The 19041-nt window shown below is 59.3% G+C and carries 20 protein-coding genes and 1 tRNA gene; 16 read left to right on the forward strand and 5 right to left on the reverse strand.

Annotated features, from left to right (window positions below; all coding sequences use genetic code 11):
- Positions 1 to 162 precede the first annotated feature (162 nt).
- Positions 163 to 870 (reverse strand): lipoyl(octanoyl) transferase LipB, encoded by a 708-nt coding sequence (gene lipB / locus ACVDG4_RS00520; RefSeq protein ID WP_447233600.1) that lies wholly within the window; start codon positions 868 to 870, stop codon positions 163 to 165.
- A 96-nt stretch (positions 871 to 966) separates the two neighbouring features.
- On the opposite strand from lipB, the gene ACVDG4_RS00525 reads away from it, so the two are divergent.
- The 5 genes from ACVDG4_RS00525 to ACVDG4_RS00545 all read left to right on the forward strand — a co-directional run bounded on the left by ACVDG4_RS00525 (position 967) and on the right by ACVDG4_RS00545 (position 3881).
- On the forward strand, positions 967 to 1233 hold the full coding sequence (locus ACVDG4_RS00525) for a FliM/FliN family flagellar motor switch protein (RefSeq protein ID WP_008192565.1): 267 nt from the start codon (positions 967 to 969) through the stop codon (positions 1231 to 1233).
- 120 nt (positions 1234 to 1353) lie between these two features.
- Positions 1354 to 1440: transfer RNA gene (locus tag ACVDG4_RS00530), tRNA-Leu, on the forward strand.
- A gap of 133 nt (positions 1441 to 1573) precedes the next feature.
- Positions 1574 to 3055, forward strand: a complete 1482-nt coding sequence (locus ACVDG4_RS00535) for a DUF6538 domain-containing protein (protein ID WP_447233601.1) — start codon at positions 1574 to 1576, stop codon at positions 3053 to 3055.
- Positions 3052 to 3321, forward strand: coding sequence for a hypothetical protein (locus ACVDG4_RS00540; protein WP_447233602.1), 270 nt, complete (start codon positions 3052 to 3054; stop codon positions 3319 to 3321). Before ACVDG4_RS00535 ends, ACVDG4_RS00540 begins: the two co-directional genes overlap by 4 nt.
- A 176-nt stretch (positions 3322 to 3497) precedes the next feature.
- Positions 3498 to 3881 (forward strand): hypothetical protein, encoded by a 384-nt coding sequence (locus ACVDG4_RS00545; RefSeq protein WP_447233603.1) that lies wholly within the window; start codon positions 3498 to 3500, stop codon positions 3879 to 3881.
- 94 nt (positions 3882 to 3975) lie between these two features.
- On the opposite strand, the gene ACVDG4_RS00550 is transcribed toward ACVDG4_RS00545, so the two are convergent.
- Entirely contained in the window at positions 3976 to 4221 is a 246-nt protein-coding gene (locus ACVDG4_RS00550) for a hypothetical protein (protein ID WP_447233604.1), read from the reverse strand.
- Positions 4202 to 5194, reverse strand: coding sequence for an endonuclease/exonuclease/phosphatase family protein (locus ACVDG4_RS00555; RefSeq protein ID WP_447233605.1), 993 nt, complete (start codon positions 5192 to 5194; stop codon positions 4202 to 4204). Before ACVDG4_RS00555 ends, ACVDG4_RS00550 begins: the two co-directional genes overlap by 20 nt.
- 518 nt (positions 5195 to 5712) lie before the next feature.
- On the opposite strand from ACVDG4_RS00555, the gene ACVDG4_RS00560 reads away from it, so the two are divergent.
- On the forward strand, positions 5713 to 6492 hold the full coding sequence (locus ACVDG4_RS00560) for a putative zinc-binding metallopeptidase (protein ID WP_447233606.1): 780 nt from the start codon (positions 5713 to 5715) through the stop codon (positions 6490 to 6492).
- Between the two features lie 111 nt (positions 6493 to 6603).
- Here the strand turns inward: ACVDG4_RS00560 and ACVDG4_RS00565 are convergent, their stop codons facing one another.
- A complete protein-coding gene (locus ACVDG4_RS00565; RefSeq protein ID WP_447233607.1) occupies positions 6604 to 7164 on the reverse strand; it encodes a type 1 glutamine amidotransferase domain-containing protein in 561 nt (186 codons plus the stop codon).
- A 97-nt stretch (positions 7165 to 7261) separates the two neighbouring features.
- Positions 7262 to 9016 carry a mechanosensitive ion channel domain-containing protein gene (locus ACVDG4_RS00570; RefSeq protein ID WP_447233608.1) on the reverse strand — a complete coding sequence of 585 codons (1755 nt, stop codon included), beginning with the start codon at positions 9014 to 9016 and terminating at the stop codon, positions 7262 to 7264.
- A gap of 97 nt (positions 9017 to 9113) precedes the next feature.
- On the opposite strand from ACVDG4_RS00570, the gene ACVDG4_RS00575 reads away from it, so the two are divergent.
- The 10 genes from ACVDG4_RS00575 (at position 9114) to ACVDG4_RS00620 (ending at position 19034) form a co-directional block, all read left to right on the forward strand.
- On the forward strand, positions 9114 to 10019 hold the full coding sequence (locus tag ACVDG4_RS00575) for a mechanosensitive ion channel family protein (RefSeq protein WP_447233609.1): 906 nt from the start codon (positions 9114 to 9116) through the stop codon (positions 10017 to 10019).
- Between the two features lie 131 nt (positions 10020 to 10150).
- Positions 10151 to 10948 (forward strand): DUF1206 domain-containing protein, encoded by a 798-nt coding sequence (locus ACVDG4_RS00580; protein WP_447233610.1) that lies wholly within the window; start codon positions 10151 to 10153, stop codon positions 10946 to 10948.
- Between the two features lie 267 nt (positions 10949 to 11215).
- Positions 11216 to 11446, forward strand: a complete 231-nt coding sequence (locus ACVDG4_RS00585) for a hypothetical protein (protein WP_447233611.1) — start codon at positions 11216 to 11218, stop codon at positions 11444 to 11446.
- A gap of 398 nt (positions 11447 to 11844) precedes the next feature.
- Entirely contained in the window at positions 11845 to 12405 is a 561-nt protein-coding gene (locus tag ACVDG4_RS00590; RefSeq protein ID WP_447233612.1) for a heme oxygenase-like domain-containing protein, read from the forward strand.
- The gene (locus ACVDG4_RS00595; protein ID WP_447233613.1) at positions 12398 to 14974 is read left to right on the forward strand and encodes an HWE histidine kinase domain-containing protein; all 2577 of its coding nucleotides are present in this window, start codon (positions 12398 to 12400) and stop codon (positions 14972 to 14974) included. The genes ACVDG4_RS00590 and ACVDG4_RS00595 overlap by 8 nt, the downstream gene beginning before the upstream one ends.
- 501 nt (positions 14975 to 15475) lie before the next feature.
- Positions 15476 to 15961, forward strand: a complete 486-nt coding sequence (locus ACVDG4_RS00600; protein ID WP_447233614.1) for a DUF992 domain-containing protein — start codon at positions 15476 to 15478, stop codon at positions 15959 to 15961.
- Positions 15962 to 16041: 80 nt separating this feature from the next.
- Positions 16042 to 16626, forward strand: a complete 585-nt coding sequence (locus ACVDG4_RS00605; protein WP_447233615.1) for an exopolysaccharide biosynthesis protein — start codon at positions 16042 to 16044, stop codon at positions 16624 to 16626.
- A 141-nt stretch (positions 16627 to 16767) separates the two neighbouring features.
- Positions 16768 to 17217, forward strand: coding sequence for a host attachment family protein (locus ACVDG4_RS00610; RefSeq protein ID WP_447233616.1), 450 nt, complete (start codon positions 16768 to 16770; stop codon positions 17215 to 17217).
- A gap of 49 nt (positions 17218 to 17266) precedes the next feature.
- Entirely contained in the window at positions 17267 to 17902 is a 636-nt protein-coding gene (locus tag ACVDG4_RS00615; RefSeq protein WP_447233617.1) for an exopolysaccharide biosynthesis protein, read from the forward strand.
- Between the two features lie 88 nt (positions 17903 to 17990).
- Entirely contained in the window at positions 17991 to 19034 is a 1044-nt protein-coding gene (locus tag ACVDG4_RS00620; protein WP_447233618.1) for a DNA topoisomerase IB, read from the forward strand.
- The last annotated feature ends 7 nt before the right edge of the window (positions 19035 to 19041 follow it).

Raw genomic sequence — 19041 nt, forward strand, 5'->3', positions numbered from 1 at the left:
TAAATAAAGACTAAATTTCGATGTGTGTGACGCGTAATAACGTCATCCACCTGAGTTAACTCAAAGTATTATTGTTATTAATGGCAATGTATTTGTGGTAATTTTGTTATCGGGTTCTCTTCATTTGGCGTTTGAGCAGTCTCCAGAAAAATCGCCGGGCACTTAAGCAGAGGTCGTTGGCCCAAAAATTTTCTCAAACTCGGCCCTGAGCACACTGTCGTTCTCCGCCATTGTCACCGGGATGCCTAAATCCACCAGGCTCGTGACACCGTGTTCGCTGACGCCGCAGGGCACAATCCCGGAGAAATGGTCCAGCTCTGGTTCCACGTTGAAGCTGATGCCGTGAAATGTCACCCATTTGCGCATGCGAATTCCGATCGCAGCAATCTTGTCTTCAACGTTTGCGCCGCGGTCCGGCCGGCGCACCCAGACGCCGACCCGATCTTCCCGGCGTTCGCCGCGAATGTGATAGTGCCAGAGCGTGTTGATGAGCCAGGCTTCTAGCGCCGACACAAACCCGCGCACATCCTGTTTGCGGCGTTTGAGGTCAAGCATGACGTAGGCCACACGTTGGCCCGGGCCGTGATATGTGTGCTGGCCACCGCGGCCCGTGCGGTAGACCGGAAAGCGGTCCGGTGCGATCAGGTCCTGGTCGTCGGCTCTGGGACCGGCGGTATAAATCGGCGGATGCTCCAAAAGCCAGACCTGCTCATTTGCCTCGCCCGCGATGATTCGCTGGACCCGTTCGTCCATTTCCCTCGAAGCGGCTTCATAGTCGACTAGGTGTTCAGAGATGCGCCATTCGACGGGTGCCGAGCCGGTTTCCGGCAGAAAACTAAAGTTCAGGGCGTCGCGGAGGTCAGGTGACATGTGGATGACACTTCTTTGTTTTTTGAGCAGGCTGCCGATCCCGTGGTAGGATCAGCGCTGGCGAATGTTTGCCCTATTTAAGGACTAAGGCGTGTTATGGCCACCTTTGATGAAATCAATGTCGATATCTCAGTCGTGCTCGGCGAAAACCATATGCCGGTGCACCAGCTGCTGCGCATGGGCCGCGGAGCGGTGATCGATCTTGATGTGGATGAAGATGACGACGTCAAGATCTACGCCAACAATACACTTGTGGCAAAAGGGCAGGTGGTGCTGCTCGGTGAACGCATCGGCATTTCGATTACCGAAGTCCTGATGCGGCCGCCGGAAACCCGCCCGATGCGCACAGAAGGACCGCTTTAATCTGGCGAATTTAAAAAAGTTAGGCGCCTGTGAATTATTGCAAGCTCGGCTCTTGCGCCTCCCAAAACCTTTTGCTACATGGAGCGCCTCGACGCGATCAGCGCCGAGAAAACTGACTAAGCGGTCGTGGCGGAATTGGTAGACGCGCAGCGTTGAGGTCGCTGTGGGCTAACCCCCGTGGAAGTTCGAGTCTTCTCGACCGCACCATCAATCACACTACCAAGTGATTGAGATCATAAAGGAACCGGCCTCTGGCCGGTTTTTTTATTTGTGAAATCGCGGATTTTACCCCACAATTTACCCCAGTTTTTACCCCACATGCGTGTGAGAGGATAATGCGGTGGGTAACGACGACCGGTTCTTGAAGTGCCATCGGTCCGGCACATGGTATTACCGGCGGCAGGTGCCGCTGGACGTGAAGGATCTGGTCGGCCGGTCATCCCTTGAAGTCTCTCTCAAGACCAAACACCTTGATGTTGCGCGGCTGCGCCGCGATGCCATGGAGGAGGCGGACACGCTGTTCTGGGCCTCGCTGCTCGGCGGCGGCGCCGCAGCCGCCGACCCGGCAACGGCCCGGTACCGGGCCGCGCAGAAGCGGGCGCTCGCCCTCGGCTTTGTCTGGAAATCGTCCAGCGATCTTTTAAACCACGCCCCGCTGGACGATCTGATCGCCCGGCTCGATGTCCTGAAGGGCCGGCCGGACCTGGAGCGCAAGAGCGATGCGGAGGCGCTCCTTGGAACGGCGCCGCGGCCCGATGTGCTGGTCTCCAAGGTGCTGGAGATTTACTTGACCGAAATTGCCCCCGACGCCCTGAAAGGCAAAAGCCCGGCGCAAATCGCGGCCTATAAAAAGGTGAAGACCCGGGCGGTTGCGAACTTCATCAAGGTGGTGGGCGACAAGCCGGTCGACGCGGTGACAAGGGCCGATGCGCTGGCGTTTTTCGACTGGTGGCAGACGCGGGTCACAGGCGCAAATACGGGCGCGAATAAAAGTATGGGCGCTGACGCTTCTGCGGGCACTGGCGCTGGTGGTGGGCACAAACGCAAACGCGGCGCGCCGTCAAAACCCCTGTCGGGCAATTCGGCCAACCGGGATGTCGGCAACATGCGGCAGCTGTTTCAGGCCTATTATCAAAGGATTGGCGAAGAGGGGCGGGACAACCCGTTCCGGAACCTGTCCTTCCGGGACCCCAAGGCCTTGAAACAGGACGTGCCGCCGTTCCCGGTCCACTGGATCCTCGACCGGTTGCTGACCCCCGGTGCCTTTGACGGGCTCGACCGGGAGGCCGCACTCTTGTTCCTGGCGCTGATTGAAACCGGATGCCGGCCGTCGGAGCTTTGCAACATCACCGCCGATCAGATCCATCTGGAGGGCGCCGTGCCGTTCATCGAAATCCGCTTCCGCGCGGACCGGGCGATCAAGACAGAAGCCAGCGTACGCCAAATCCCGCTTGTCGGCGTGTCGCTGGCAGCTTTCCTGAAAGCTCCGGACGGGTTTCCGCGGTACCGCGACAAGGAAACGAACTTTTCCGCAATCGGCATGCGGCACTTACGGCGCGCCGGTCTCCTGCCGTCGGAGCATCACCGGATCTATTCGCTGCGCCATGCCTTTGAAACCCGGATGAAGGAAGCCGGGCTCGATTACGAGCTGCGCTGCCTTCTCATGGGCCATGCGCTCAGCCGACCGGACTACGGCGACGGCGGCTCGCTTTCATGGCGCCAATCGCAACTCAAGAAAATCGAGCTGCCCTTCCCAGATGCGCTGATCGACGGCCTCGCGTCCCGGCCGCAGCGCAGACCCAAACGAAAGGTGAGGTCATGAGCGGATACCAAACCGGGCCCGAAACCGGCACCGCGCTTCAGCTGTTTGCCGCCGAAGTGTTCAAACGGGATCCGGATGTGTGCGCGGCTGCGCTGCAGGCCGCCCGGGACCTCCTGAAAGCCCAGAAACGGCCCTGGTTTGCACGCTCAAAGAGGCCGGAGCTGGAGGCGCTTGAGGCCGCCGAAGGGCTCGTCGGTCTCATGAAACTGCTCGGAGAGACCGATCCTGAAAAACTCGCCCAGCTTGACAAGGACTGGACGCGCTGATGACCCCGCGTCGGGATCCGTGCCCACGTTTTTTGGGGGGCGTGTGTCCGCGCAAGACATCAAATGACCGGCCGCTTCGGATGTTGTTGATTGGCACGACTATTGCCTGCTTATATTGAAAGTGCTCGATTTGGTTGAATTTTTTCTGCGGGCACTGGCAAAGTATTGGAAACGAAATGTCTATATCTGCGACGTCCCTTCCCATATCACTGCGTCTCAAGCCCCAAGAGATCCAGGTCAACCCAGATACGGTTCGGTCTGCAATCGTAGGTGACGTAGATCCAGACTGGTCGCCGCCTGTATATGTCAGCCGCGAACAGTCCATGGCGATGACGACACCGAGCCAGGAAAACAACACCCTTAATCTGGGCAACATCACTACGTTGAACTACAAAGCAGCGTTTGATCAGTATAATTTCGTCGACAGCCTTGTCGAAAGCGGCCAGTTCGATGCCGACAGTTTCAGAGGGTTCAACGGTGCCGAGCAGGCAGAAACTGCCGATCAATATTTGTTCTGGCTGCAGGCCCGGATGCAGGAAATCGGTCCGGAGAGCGGTTGACCGTCACGCCGTGACCTTACCCTCATGCTTGCTTTCACCGCGACAGGCCGTCCGAACCCTCCTGAAAGCCCAGAAACGGCGCAGGTTTGCACGCTCAAAGAGGCCCGAGCTGGAAGCGCTTCAGGCCGCCGAAGGGCTCGTCGGTCTCATGAAGCTGCTCGGAGAGACCGATCCTGAAAAACGCGCCCAGCTTGACAAGGACTGGACGCGCCGATGACCCTGCGCCGGAATCCGTGCCCGTTGCCTTCGGAGCAATGGTTCCCCGATCCTGCCGGCTGCGCCGGACAGCGGGTGGAAAGCGTCCCCAAAGGCCTGCGCGGTCACTCCCAGTCTTCGCCAACCGGGGGGCGATCCCTTTGTTTTTCAGCTGCAACCACCTGGTCTGTCTCCACCTTGTCCGCTGCAGTGGCCGGGGACGGCATCCGGTTGTCACCGCTGCCGCGAAACACCAGACGGTAGAACATCGGAAAGTGGTCGGACCCGACAAAGGGGAGCCGCCGCAGTTCCTCGATCTCGAAGTGATGAGAGTGAAAAATGTGATCCAACGGCCACCTCAAGAACCAGAATCTCGCGTCGAAGGAGTTGAAGACTCCCCGGCCTTGCCGGGGATCCAACATTCTTGAAATCCTGAGAAACCGGCGTGTCGTGCGCGACCAGGCAACGTCGTTCAGATCCCCCGTCACAATCATCGGGCGCGTTTCCCGGCGGGCTTCCTGTCCGACCAACAGGATTTCCGCGTCCCTGGCTTCCGTATCGCGCGTGGGGACCGGTGGCTCGGGGTGCAGGGCGATCACCCGCAGGGCGGCACCGTTTCGAAGACGGATCACGGCGTCGATGCTCGGGACGTGGTCGTTGAGGCGATGCTGTATTTCATAGGTTTCGACAGGCAGACGGCAGGCGAGCATCATGCCGTAACTGTTGTCCATCGGGCACTCGATGCGCATGTAGGTGCCGGCAATCCCCTGCCTCAGGGCATCGACCCAGCCGGTGTCCACTTCCATGAAAACCGCAAGGTCGGGCTCAACGGCAGCCACCTGGGACAGGACCGCCTGATAGTCCCTGTTGCTTTGTTTCACGTTGCAAGACAGGATCGACAGCGCGCCGGCTTCATCCAGCGGCCCGGCAACCGTCGCCGTCTGCTTTGGCCAAAGAGGGGTAAAGGGCAACACATGCGCCATTTGAATAAACAGACAGGCGCCCAGCATGGTCAGGATTACGATTTCCAATTCCGTTGACGCGCCCGAAAGAACAGGTGTCAGACAGAGCAGGGCGGCAGCAATGGCAATGATTTGAAGGCGGCCGAAATCGAACATGCGGATCGCCCCATGCGCGGCCGGGACAAGGGGCAGGAGACTGGCGACGAGACATGCGGAGGCCAGGACAAGCAGCAAATAAGAAATGACGAGGGTTCCCTGCGCAAAGTGAACTGTTCGAAGTCTATCATATGGCTAAACTGCCGTTTGAGGAGATCGTTCCACGCTCCGCCAGCCGGTCTGTCTGTTTGCAGGGGCAATCCGTTTGTGGATACGCTGGGACAGATCGGGGACCGCCATGCCCATCCCGGGCAATCGTTTGCAGGTGGCGCATTCCATTTGACCAATGACGGTCCACGCGTTTGTTTTTCCAGGAGACCGGTGTGAAGATTTTTGAGTGTCCAGAGTGCTCCAGTCCGGTCTATTTCGAAAACATGCGGTGCTCCTGCGCTTCGGAGCTTTTCTACAATCCAGAAACTGCGGGATTTTCAAGCCAGGGCATTGCTTGCGCAAACAGAGAGCTGTTGTCCTGCAATTGGGCCGCACGGCCCGGTGAGGCGCTGTGTGATTCCTGCGTAATGACAAAAGTCCACCCGGAACCGGATGTTGACCAGAACCTGGCGCTCTGGGCCAGGACCGAGGCCTCCAAGCGTTGGGTCCTTGCCAACCTGAAGCAGCTGGGCTGGTTTGCGGCAGCCGACACCGGGCCCCGGCCGTCCTTTGAATTGCTGTCGGAGACAACCTCCACCGGAGCAGACAGTCCGGTCATGGGGCATCTCGCCGGGAAGATCATCATCAATGTTGCAGAGGCAGACCCGGCGACGCTCGTAGACCGCCGCGAAAAAATGCAGGAGCCGTTCCGCACAATGGTCGGGCACTTCCGCCATGAAATCTCGCATTTCCTGTTTTCCAGGTTGAGCGGATCGCATCCCTTTCTCACCCGGTTCCGATCGTTGTTCGGTGACGAAACGGCGGATTACCGGGACGCACTTCAGCGCTACTACGAAACCGGAGCCGGTGAGGGTTGGTCAGACACCCACATTTCAGAATATGCCAGCGCCCACCCGCATGAGGACTGGGCGGAGACCGCGGCCCATGTTCTTCATCTGCTGGATCTTCGCGACAGCGCAAACGCTGTTGGAATGACCCTGCCTGGAACGCGGTTCGGGGCCCATGACACCCGGACAGCCCTGAATGAGGGTTTGGACCTCGGGGTGGCCCTCAATCACATGAACCGGTCCATGGGGCTGGACGATGCCTACCCGTTCGTCATTGCGCCCATCGTGCGGGACAAACTCGAATTCTGTGCCGAGCAGCTGAACCAAAAGAACCGGACCGGCAAGCTCCAACCGGGATAAACACGGCCGCCCGATCCCGGTCCAGTGATGTTTTCAAAACCATAAAAGCGAAAGCGGCGAACAGGCGCCGCTTCCAGATTTTCCGATCCGCAAGGCCGCAGGGCCGAAGGGTCAGGCGACCTTGCGCTCGTGCTCGCCTTCTTCAACTTCCTCCAGGATCTTGGAGACAAAGGCGTCAAGGTCCTCCGGGGTCCGGCTGGTGATGATACCGTTGGAGATGGCGACCTCCTTGTCGACCACGTTGGCCCCGGCATTTTTCAGATCGGTGCGAATCGACGTGAAGCCCGTCATTTCGCGCCCGGCGACGACGCCGGCCTCGATCAGAAGCCAAGGTGCATGACAGATGGCGGCAATGATCTTGTTCTTTTCCACGAACTCGCGGATCGTTGAGACAACCTTTTCATCCGTGCGCAGGACATCCGGGTTGATCTGACCGCCGGGCAGCACGAGCGCGATATAGTCGGACACATCGACATCCGCGATTTTCAGGTCCGCTTTCACACTTCTGCCCCAGTTGCCGCCGTCCCACCCGGTAATGTCCTTACCGTCCGGCGTTGCGATCTGCACGGTCGCACCATGGTCGGTGAGCTGTTTGAGAGGAACTTCCAGTTCGGACTGTTCGAAACCGTCCGTTGCAACAACCAGGATTTTTGCGTTCTCGATCTTCGGCATCAGTTGCACTCCCTCCGTGTGATTCCTTACGACAGAGCAACCGGTGACAGCCGGTTTGGTTCCGTTAATCTTTTTAAATGTTGATGCTGGCGACGGGTCACTCGATCGGGCGGACATCGCTCAAAAGATCCTCCTGATCCCCTCTTGCTCGCTCCTCGGCCACCTGGCGGCGGACATCATCATCCTGCGAGACATCGATGCGGTCAGGGACTACCGGCTTTGGGGGGCGTGGCCGTTTCGGCAGACGGCCGGCCCCCTGCTGGGGCTGCGCGGCCGGCAGAAAGCCGCCATCGCTGCCCTCAAGCCGCACGCGATAGATGGGTTCCGGCAGGGTAAAGCCCTGGTCTTCCAGAATGGTTTTCACCGCGTTGATTGCCGCACTGCGGGCTTTGAGGAAGTCGGTCCGTGTCTGATCGATCCAGGCTGCGAACGTGATGACGATATTGGAGTCTCCGACCTCTTCGATGAACGCAATCGGCTTTGGATCATCCAGCAGGAAATCGAGGCTCTTCATTGTTTCGAGCCCTGCCGCGGTCGCATCGATCGGGTCATCGTCGGCATCCACGCCGAGGTCGAAGGTCATGCGCCGCTGCGGGTTTCGCGTGTAATTGAGAATGATGCCCTTGAAGACCTCAGCGTTTGGAATCCTCAAGTGGTTGCCATCCAGTGTCATCAAAATGGTCGCCCGGGATGTGAGCCGGACCACGATGCCCTCCATGTCGTTGATGACCACATGGTCATCGGCGCGAAAGGGTTGGCGGACGCTCAGCATGAGGCTTGCGACGTAGTTTTCGATCGTATCCTTGACCGCAAACCCCACGGCAAGACCGATCAGGCCGGCGCTGCCCGCCGCTGCGCCGAACAGGGCCATGGCATCCAGGATGCTCAGGGCGAGAAGAAGCCCGGCGAGAATTCCGAAGAACCGAATGGATTGTGAAATCAAATCGCCGATGTACGGGTTTGGAGCAAAAAACCGCCAGACGACGTGCGCCGACGCGATCAAATGGGCTGTCAGCGACACGCCGATAAATGCGAGCGCAGCAATTGCGTAAAGCGGCCAGGCCTTGATGACCGCATCAACCGTGTTTTCCGTTCTCTGCAGAAACGGGTCCAGATTGTCTTCAACACTCAACGTGCGGTCGATTCTGTCCTCGACCGCAACAGCGCCTTGAAGACGCGTTGCAAGCTCGACGGCTCTGTCCGCCGCACTGTCATTGGCAACGGCCCCGCTCAAAACGACCACACCTTCGTTCACCCGAACCTGCACGCCGCTCAAAGCCTCAATTTCCCGGAATATTGCCTGAAGGCGCGTGGTGATCGAGCGATCCTCTCCAATCGTGCGCTCTGTCTCAATGAGTGCGGTCGGCTCGATCGCATTGCTGTTGTCCGTTTGCGCCTGTCCGGGGATCACAGAAACGCAGATGAAAAAAATCAAAAGGCCAATTTGCCGGGCAAACACCTGAAATTTCCGACCGCTAAAGCAGAGCGGTTTTTGCGCCCGCGCGATCCGGCCGGTTCCCGGTCCAGGCGAAAAAGCCGGAAGTGCCGGGGACAGCAATCCCAAGCGATCCGTGCGCCCGCGCGCATCCAGCCGCTCTCCTTGTGTTCGTCTGCCAGGCAGCCCCTGTTTGCCACCTCCAACGTCTTGTTCTTGCCCGTTTGCAGTCACGATTTCCAATGTCCTTCCGTCAGCCGAGCGGGAAATTCTTCCGCTGACAAGGGAACCTTTTGCGTTTGAAGAAGTTCCCATCAAAAGGAGAAAGTCATGCACAACATCATCTATCTGGTTGGCCTTGTGGTCGTTGTCGGAGCCGTTCTTTCCTTCGCCGGGTTGATCTAAGCTTTTGGACATGAGGCCGATTGCGCCGATCCGCGCGGATTGACCCGGACGGCACTGCCGCCCTTGCTGGAGGCCGTGCAACACGCTTCACAGAGCACCGAGCATATTCATGGATGTCGATATCGAACCCGTTCGCATACTTTCCGATCAGCTGGCGGGGATCGTCCGAACCGCAGTCGCCCTGGCGCCGAACCTTCTGGCAGCGGTGCTGGTCATCGCCCTGACAGGCGCGTTTGCCTTTGTTGTCGGGCGCCTGTCGTCCTCGGTGCTCCACCGGTCGTCTCTGCGGCGCTCCCTTGTTGAAGCGATTACCAAAGTCAGCCGGCTTGCCGTGTGGCTGGCCGGTGCGCTCGTCGCAGCAACACTGCTGTTTCCAAATCTTACCCCGACCAAATTGCTCGCCGGGCTTGGTCTGGGATCCATCGCCGTCGGACTGGCGTTCAAGGACATTTTCGAGAACTTCCTGGCCGGTTTCCTCATCCTCTTGCGCAAGCCGATGCGGATCGGCGACGACATCAAGTGCGGGGATTTGAACGGACAGGTCGAACATATTTCTATCCGCGACACGTTCTTGAGACAGCGGTCGGGCGAGTTGATCCTTGTGCCCAACAGCTTTCTTTATAAAAACCCGGTCAAGATCCTGACCGACCAACCGAAGCGGCGCGTAACGCTCGAGGTTGGCGTTGCCTACGGGGAAGACGTCGAAAGGGCCCGGACCGTCATTTCTGAGGCGGTGGAGACATTGTCCACACGCGATACGTCCAAACCGTTCGAAATCTTCACGACCTCCTTCGGTTCGTCGTCGATCGACTTCCTGGTCCGCTGGTGGACCGGAAGTACGCCAAAGGATGAGCTTCAGTCCAGAAGCGAGGCCGTGTCACAGATCAAGAGCGCTCTCGATCGTGCCGGCATCGAAATTCCGTTCCCCTACCGCACGCTGACGTTCAGCGAGCCGCTCAAGATCTCGGCGGAAGCCCTGGAGGGACCGGGCCCGCGGTCCGAAAACGATGGGTAGGTTCTGCGGCCGGCCGTGCGGTGCCCGATCGCGGGAGGCGGACGGCGAAAGGGCAGCACACGGCTGACACCGGACCCGAGCGACGGCTGAGGGGCGCAATCAACCCGCATGGCAAGAGGGGGACATGGCCGGTGAAAACGTCTTGGTTCAAACCTGCAGCGCGGGCCGGTTATGCCGCCCGAGGCGTCATCTACGGGACCGTTGCGGTCCTGACGATGGTCACCGCCTTTCTTGCCGGCGCAAGCGACGGTCCCAAAGACGCGATCTCGACCATTGCCCGGCAACCTTTCGGCAAAATCCTGCTGGTGCTGCTGCTGGCCGGACTTCTTGGATACGTTGCTTGGCGCCTCATCCAGAGCCTCCTTGACACGGATGATCATGGCTGGGGGATTAAAGGCCTTGCCATTCGCCTGGGCCTCCTTGCAAGCGCCGGAACCTACTCGGTGCTGAGCCTGTTCGTTCTTGCGCTGCTCGGCCCGGGAAGCAGTGACGGCGGCAGTGGCGGCGCCGTCCAAGCCGCACTGGACGGGGTGACCGGTGTCCTTGGGGCATGGCCGGTGTTCCTGGCGATGGGGTTTGCTTTTTTGGGCATCGGGGGCGCGCATTTCTGGAAAGCCATAAAGGGCAAATACGAAGACCACCTGGAGGCGGACGCGGCGGCCATGGCGCTCATACATCCGATTTCGGTCACCGGTCTGTCGGCCCGCGGCCTCGTTTTTGTCATCCTCGCATTTCTGATCTTCAGCCAGATCGTCTCAGGAGTGCGGTCGCCGCAGTCCAAACCGGGGCTGGAGGATGCGCTCACCTTCCTGCAGGACATGCCGTTCGGCAGCGTCCTGATGTTCCTGATGGGGGCGGGCCTGGGCGCTTTCGCCCTTTATTCCTTCACCCTTGCGCGGTGGCGCCGGATCAACATCGACGACATTTGATTCATTTGTTGTTCTGAAACCACTTCAACCGGTCAGATTTTCGTCGCCGGTTTCATTCAGCCTTTTTTGCCGACAGAGGCCGTGAAGATGATTTTGCCAGTCATGCTGTGGTCCGAAAGAGGCCGGCACCCGGCCGCTCGCGTTTCGAGATCCGTCAGTCGGGATCCGGTTCACGGTTTCGTGATCGTTAACATATGTTAGAGACTTCGGAAGCGCGCATGTGCAGCATTTTGACAAGTTGAACCCGGTCGACTTTGGATGCCGTGCATGAATACAGCCGTGGGTCAGGGGACTGCCCTTGTGTTATCAATGGATGAAGCCGTGCGAGCGCGATTGTCCCGCATCCTTGCGCTGGCAGGGTATACGGCGGTCGTTGACGTGAGCTGCCTCAAAGACGCCACACAGGTGCTGTCGCACACCACCTTCACAGCGATTGTGCTGGACACAAACGATTGGTCGCAACTGCACGCCAGTTTCGTGCAGCTTGTCAGTGTTTAAGGAAAATCAGTCTATCTGCTGGAGCCGACACTCAGAGAGTTGACTTTGCCGCTCTGTCCTCGCGTGGTCTGTCTCAACAGCACGATGGAAGACGAAGACATCCTGGAAAGACTGGGTGTTGCATCCCTTGCCTCATAACAGCCAGACCCTTGAACCGGACCGGCCGGTCATGAGCCGCTTAACGGTTCTGCGCATGCGGGGTTTCATCGGTCCAGCGTTTGATGGAGGGTTTCAGCGGGAAGGCAAATCCCAAACGTCCGCGGCGGACCGGGTCGGTTGATTTACATGCAAGAGCCCTTGTCATAATTACCGAAGTCACTATAAAAACTGATAAAATTGGCTTCAAGGAACAGTCCGGCCCAGGCGTTTCCTTGATCGGAAGAGGTCGAATTGAGGCCATGGAAACATTGCGAACGCGCCTGCGGCGGGACACGCAGACCGCTCATGCCAATCTGGACCGCGTCATAACCGCATTCGATGTGGCATCGGTGCCGGGTCTGAAGGCTTTCCTGTCCCTGCAGCGGCATGCACTTACAACACTCACCAAGACCGAACCGTTCCCCGCATGTGCTCCAATGATGCAGGATCTTCTGGTGCGGATCGACGAAGATCAGCGCAAGATAGGGGCAACGGGCCCGTTGGCCCCTGATCCGTTCCGGTGCCACTTCCACCCAAAAGCCATCGACTACGTGATGGCGGGCTCTCGTCTTGGAACGACAGTGCTCCGGCGGCAATGGGAGGCGTCCAAATCGGATCTGGTGCAGCAGACCAATGCGTATTTTTCTGCACCGAGTTATATTGAATACTGGCAACAGTTTTCAAAGGACGCTGCTGACATGTCCGGTGACACCGGCATTTCCGCCCAAATATGTGCGGATGCGGGGCTGATTTTTGAATTCTATACCTTTCATGCGACGGACTTGCTGCCGGAGACAAAACGGATGCAAACAGATGCCTGATCTCAAACCCCAGAGCGGTCCGGCCGATGTCAACCTCACGAATTGTGATCGTGAACCCATTCACATTCTCGGCCGTATACAGGATTTCGGCTATCTTGTCGGCGTCTCGTCGGACTGGATCGTCACGCACGCATCAGAAAATTGCCATGTCTTTTTCGGCGTCGATCAGAACGCCCTGATCGGCCACCGGCTGGTCGACCTGCTGCCCGAAGGGACCATTCACCATATCCGGACCCGCATGCAATTGCTCGCAGGGCAAGATGATGTTGTCCGGGTCTTTTCCTATCCGGCGCTCGGCTCCGGGACGCTCTTTGACATCTCGGTTCATTGGAACGGCCGGCAGACCATCCTTGAATTCGAACCGCAGCAAAGCGAGGCGGATCCATCCGTCGATGCTGCGATTGTCCCGGCGTTGATAAAACGGGTCCAACGGGGGGACAGCCTTGAAAGGATGGCCCAGGAGGCTGCAAGGGGGCTCAAGAGCCTTTCAGGGTATGACCGGGTCATGGTCTACAGGTTCGAAGACGATGGCACCGGGAGTGTCATCGCGGAGTGCCTGGAACCGTGGCAAACCCCATATCTGGGATTGCGGTACCCGGCGAGCGATATTCCGAAACAGGCCCGGGCCCTCTATCTGAAAAGCGTGTTGCGCATCATCGCTGATGTCGATGCTCAGACCATTGCAATTCAGCCGGAAATGGATCCCAACGGTCAGCCGATCGATCTGTCCCTTGCCGTGACACGCGCAGTTTCTCCAATCCATCTGGAATATCTGAAAAACATGGGCGTTCAGGCATCCATGTCGGTGTCGATCATCCGCAATGGCGAACTTTGGGGACTGTTCGCCTGTCACCATGGCAGCGCGAAGTATCTTGGATACGAACTGCGCAGCGCCATTGAGCTTTTCGCCCAGCTCTTCAATTACGAACTGGCGCAGTTCGAATTGAATGCGGAACTCAAAAACGAGGATCGCGCCCGTGCCCTGCATGACGGCTTGATGTCGCAACTCTCGAGCGGCACATCCACTTTCGAAGCGTTTGATGCGTTTGTCTCTCAACTCGGCAGTATCATTCCCTTCGACGGTGCGGCGATCTATTCGGACGGGATATTCAAGGCCGTCGGATCCGCGCCGACCCTTGAAGAGTTTCTTGGTCTTGCAAGATTTTTGAACACGACACCGGCCGGGCAGATCTATGCCACCGAGGAGATTGCCGCGCGGTATCCGGCCGCCGAGCAGTTTGCTGATCGTGTTGCGGGGCTTCTTGCGATCCCGATTTCACGCACCCCGCGGGACTATCTTGTGCTTTTCCGGCGTGAAATCGCGCAATCGGTTGTTTGGGCCGGCAACCCGGAAAAGCCGGTCGAGGCCGGACCGAACGGCCAGCGGTTGACGCCGCGCAAGAGCTTTGAGGCATGGCAGCAAGTGGTGCACGGAACGTGCGCGCACTGGAAAACGGGGGAGCGGCGCGCAGCGGATGCTTTCCGGGTCACGCTCCTGGAAGTCGTCCTGAAGCTCACCGACGAGAGCAATCTGGCGCGCAAGCGGGCACAGGACCAGCAGGAACTTCTGATCGCGGAATTGAATCACCGGGTGCGCAACATCCTCAATCTCATTCGCGGCCTCGTTTCTCAGGGAAAACAGGATGCCGGCAGTCTGGATGCCTATCAAAGTGTGCTGGATGCCCGGATTCATGCGCTGGCGCGCGCGCATGACCAGTTGACAGAGACGGAGTGGGATTGGGTCTCGTTCCGAGGCCTTTTGCAAACGGAAGTTTCTGCTTTCCTTGGCGGCAATGCCGACCGCGTTCACCTGAGCGGTGATGAGATAGATCTTACGCCGGCCGCGTTCACGACGCTCGCCCTGGTGGTTCATGAGCTGGTGACCAACTCCGTCAAATACGGCGCGTTGAGCGATACGAACGGAACGGTGCTGCTGGAGGTCGATCTCACGGCCGACGGCACAGCGTCCCTGTCGTGGCGCGAAAAAAACGGTCCTCCGGTCGCTGCGCCGACACGCCGGGGTTTTGGCAGCACGATTATTGAACGGTCGATCCCCTTTGAACTGAACGGCAAGGCGGAGGTCCGCTATCGCATGTACGGATTGGAGGCCGATTTCCAGCTGCCAGCCAAACACATCCGCAAGGGCTCGAACGGAGAGCCAACACGCCACGGCGACCTTCCGAAAACTGAACCGGCGCAGCTTCTTTCCGGGAGAGCGCTCGTTCTGGAGGACAACATGATCATCGCGCTGGACGCGGTCGACATGCTGACCGAGCTCGGGGCTGAAAATGTCCAGACCGCAAGCCGTGTCAGCGATGGTCTGGACGCGTTGTCGACGGGTAAGATCGCGTTCGCACTCGTTGATGTCAACCTGGGGGACGAGCTGTCCCTTCCGGTCGTGGAGCGCTGTGTCGAGGCGGGAGTTTTCTGCATCCTGGCAACCGGGTACGGCTCTTCGAACGATGTCATCGGGCAATATCCGGATGTTCCGATCGTTCGGAAACCCTACACGGTTGAACACCTTCGAGCGGCGCTGTCGGACTGGCCGAACCAAAAGGGTTCAGCATAATCGACCTCCGCCCGAGATCTCCCGCCTCACGGCGGCAGAAAGGGAAGGGGCGGCGGCCCGTCAATGGAGCATAACGATATTGCCAAAGGAAACGTGCCCGCGGTGCGACCGCAATTTCATCTCAACGTTTGTCCCCGGCCCGCAGGCCCCTCCGCAGCTTTTGGACGTTGTCTGCGTACACTGCGGGACAACAACCCGGCGGGTTGCGGGACAAGGCCAGTTTGTCTCTAGCAAGCCGGTGACATCTAGCGGGTAGGCCGCGAGGGCAGGTCCTGACGCCTTGCCGGAGACACGGCCTTGCGTGTCCGCAGCTGATATCCTCCAACCTGCTTCGTCAAACGCGCTCACCGCGAACCGGTTGCGCATTTAAAAATCAAGAATTTCCGGAACCTTGGACGTGCCGGACCGTTCAGTTCCTAGTGCGGCACTCCAACGCGCCGCACCGGTCACTGCGGTGCGACCCCTTTGATCCCGCCGCGTCCAAAGCATAGGAGTTCGTTCATGACACGTCTGATGACCATCGCAGCTGTTTTTTCCGGGGCCAGCCTGTTGGCTATTTCGGCCGCTGCGGACACCAAAGGCGCCGGGGTCAAGGTTGGCACGCTGACCTGCGCCGTTGAACAGGAGACCAATTTCATCGTCGGCTCCTCCGCATCCCTGGCCTGCACGTTCAAGCCTGCCAATGGTCAGGGCGCTGTGTTTTACACCGGTACCGTCAATGACTACGGGCTTGATATCGGCACCACCGACACGGCGACCATGGTTTGGGGCGTGCTTGCCCCAAGCGCCGACATGGAAAAAGGCGCCCTCGAAGGGACTTACGGTGGCGTGACCGCCGGAGCGAGCCTTGGAGCCGGCGTGAAGGCCAATGCCCTGATCGGCGGATTCGACAAGTCGATCGCGCTCAACCCGATCAGCCTTGAAAGCCAGACGGGCACGAACCTGACACTTGGCGTGAGCCGGCTGACACTGGAAGCAGCGAGCTGACACCGCGCATGCAGGGAACGGGCCGGCATTTCGCCGGCCCTCTCTTTTGTCCGGCACCCCCTTTTTTTCCGAGCCGTTTCATGGCCCATGACACACTCACCACAATAACCGGCGTTCTGGACAGCTGGGAAACAGAGATCGAAGACGGATCTGCCGATGTGGGCTCCATCTTGCGCGCCGTCGGAAGCCGGGCTGCCGGACCGCTTCTGTTCCTGCCGGCCCTTGTGATGATTTCACCCCTGGGCGCCGTTCCTGGCGTGCCGCTGGTTTTGTCCGCATGCATCATTCTCATCTCAGTGCAGGTTTTATCCGGCAACGGGTCTGTCGCGGTTCCGCGCAGTCTTGCCAACACCTCGATCCCACGGGAAAAGGCCGCAAAAACCGTTGACTCGCTCCGGCCATATGCTGCGTGGCTGGATGGCATTCTCGGCCGGCGCCTGCAGCTGTTGACAGGCACCTGGGCAACAAGGGCTGTTGCCGCCTTGTGCGTGTGTCACGCCCTTACCGTTTTCCCGGCCGCGCTGGTTCCTCTTGCTGCTGCACTTCCGGGCGGCGCGATCATGGTCTTGTCTCTCGGGCTGTTGACCCGCGATGGCATCGTCACTGCAGCCGGTTTCCTGTTTTCGGCCGCGGCGTTTGCTGCGATCTGGTGGCTTGCGTTTTGACCTGCCGCCAAAAGGAAAGGCCTGCCGTGACTCCGTCTAACGCCACCCCTTTTTGCCGTCATACCGAGGGCAAAACAGACCGCGCACCGGAACCATTTGTCCCGTGAACCGTTCTCTCGAGAGACACAAGGGAGACACACGGTGCCGAAAAACATCACGTTGAAAAACAAGGGTTGGGTGGTCGTCGCAGATGGAGAAAAGGCCCTGTTCCTGCGCAATGACGGCGACGAACAGCACCCCAATCTTTCGGTCTTCAAAAAAGAGTCCCAGGACAATCCACCAACACGCGAGCAGGGAACGGACCGTCCCGGGCGCATGTTCGACGGCGGTCCGGGCCATCGCAGCTCTGTTGCAAACGCCGATTGGCACGAACTCGCCGAGGAGGACTTCGCGTCGGATCTTGCAGACATCCTCTACAAGCGCGCCCACGAAGGGAAGTTCGATGAACTGGTTTTGGTGGCGGCGCCTGCGGCACTCGGTCAAATACGAAAGGCGTTGCACAAGGAGGTCAGTGATCGGGTTCTTGCCGAAGTCGACAAGGACCTGACAAACCATCCGGTAGACGAGATCGAGCGAATTGTCCTTGGCTGAGCGCGCATCAACGGGATCGCTCGGCACCCCATGCGCGCGCAGGACCAGAATGATCAAAAGCATGCGTCCCAGGCTCACAAGTCCGGTTTGTCAACAGGGCGCGCTCGGGGACGAGGCCTCGCTCGGCCAGCTGATTGATGCCGCCGACGGTCTCTCGACGCACGGACAGGTGTCGGTCGAACAGATCATCGAGGCTTTCGGTGTGCGGAGTTTTGCTCCGGTCCTGCTCATCCCGGCGCTGGCTCTGGTGACGCCCTTGAGCGGCATTCCGCTGTTTTCCAGTGCGTGCGGCGTGTTGATCAGCCTCGTGGCCGGCCAATGGCTGATTGGCCGCCGGCGGATCTGGTTGCCGGCACAGTTTGCCCGGCGGGGCATTTCATCTGACAGATTTTCGGCGGCGATTGACCGTCTCCGGCCGCTGGCCGGCTGGCTGGATGCAAGATCCGACAATCGTCTTGGATTCGTATTCAAGCCGCCGCTGAAGTTTTTGCTGCCCCTGACCTGCCTGATGATCGGTCTGGTGATCCCGGTCCTGGAACTTGTTCCCTTCTCCTCGTCCCTTCTGGGTGGGACCGTGGTTCTGATTGCCTTTTCCCGATTGGTCCGCGATGGGGTGTTCGCACTGCTCGCGGTCCTTCCACTCGGGCTGGCGGGACTGGCCGCAAGTGCACTTTTGAGCGGGTGACGGCTGCTGACCGGCGCAGGTGCACCAAACGGGACGCATCTTGCGCGCGGGCGCAAGGCCATTCTCGCATCACGGTTGAGAGACCAAGATGGACACGGACGTGACAGAGCAAACACCAAGGTGCAACGGTGCGGCCCCCGGCATGATCGGCCTGAAATATGTCTCAGACCAGGAACCCGGCATCACCCGGATCCGGCGCGGCCGTGGCTTCTCGTATCACTTACCCGGCGGTGATCTCTTGCGGGACGAGGAGCACCTGGTGCGTGTCCGGGCGCTGGGCATTCCTCCCGCCTATTCGGATGTGTGGTTCTGTTTGTCCGCTGACGGATATTTGCAGGCCACCGGTCTGGATGCACGCGGGCGCAAGCAGTACAGGTACCACGCCGACTGGTTAACCTTCCGGGACCGGACCAAGTTTGATCAACTGCTGCCGTTTGGTGATGCCCTGCCAAGAATCCGAAACCGGGTCCGAACAGACTTGAAAGGGGAGGCGGACCGCGAACGCACGGTGCTTGCCGCCTTGTGCGTGTTGCTGGACAAGGCCCACCTGCGGGTCGGCAATCAGGTTTACGCAGACGAAAACGGGTCCTTCGGGGCCACAACGCTGCTCAAGCGGCACGTGCGCATCACCGGGGACCGGCTTCAGCTCAGCTTTACCGCAAAGGGCGGAAAACGGGTCCGGCGCTCGGTCAAACATGCCACCTTGAGCAGACAGCTTGAGAAAATCTCAGATTTGCCCGGCCGGCAGCTGTTCGTCTGGCGCGGCGAGGACGACCGCCTCCGGCCGGTCGATTCTGGAAGGTTGAACGCCTATCTGGCCGACGTGTCGGGTTTGGACATCACAGCGAAGACCTTCCGGACCTGGGCCGGGAGCGTGGCGGCCTTTGATCTCGCACGGCAAAGGGTTGCAGACGGCACACGGCCGAACATCAAGGCGATGTCCGAGGAGGCTGCCGCGGTCCTTTTCAACACACCGGCCATTTGCCGGTCCAGCTATATACACCCGGCAATCGTCCGGCTCGCGGATCCGGAGACCGCTGTCGACGAAGACTGGTTTGCATCTGCGAGCGGTGCTGAGAAACGGCTCAAAAAAGCGGAAAGCCTGATGCTGGATTTTCTCAAGACCGGCTGACGTCACG

Source organism: Roseibium sp. MB-4, assembly GCF_053005265.1.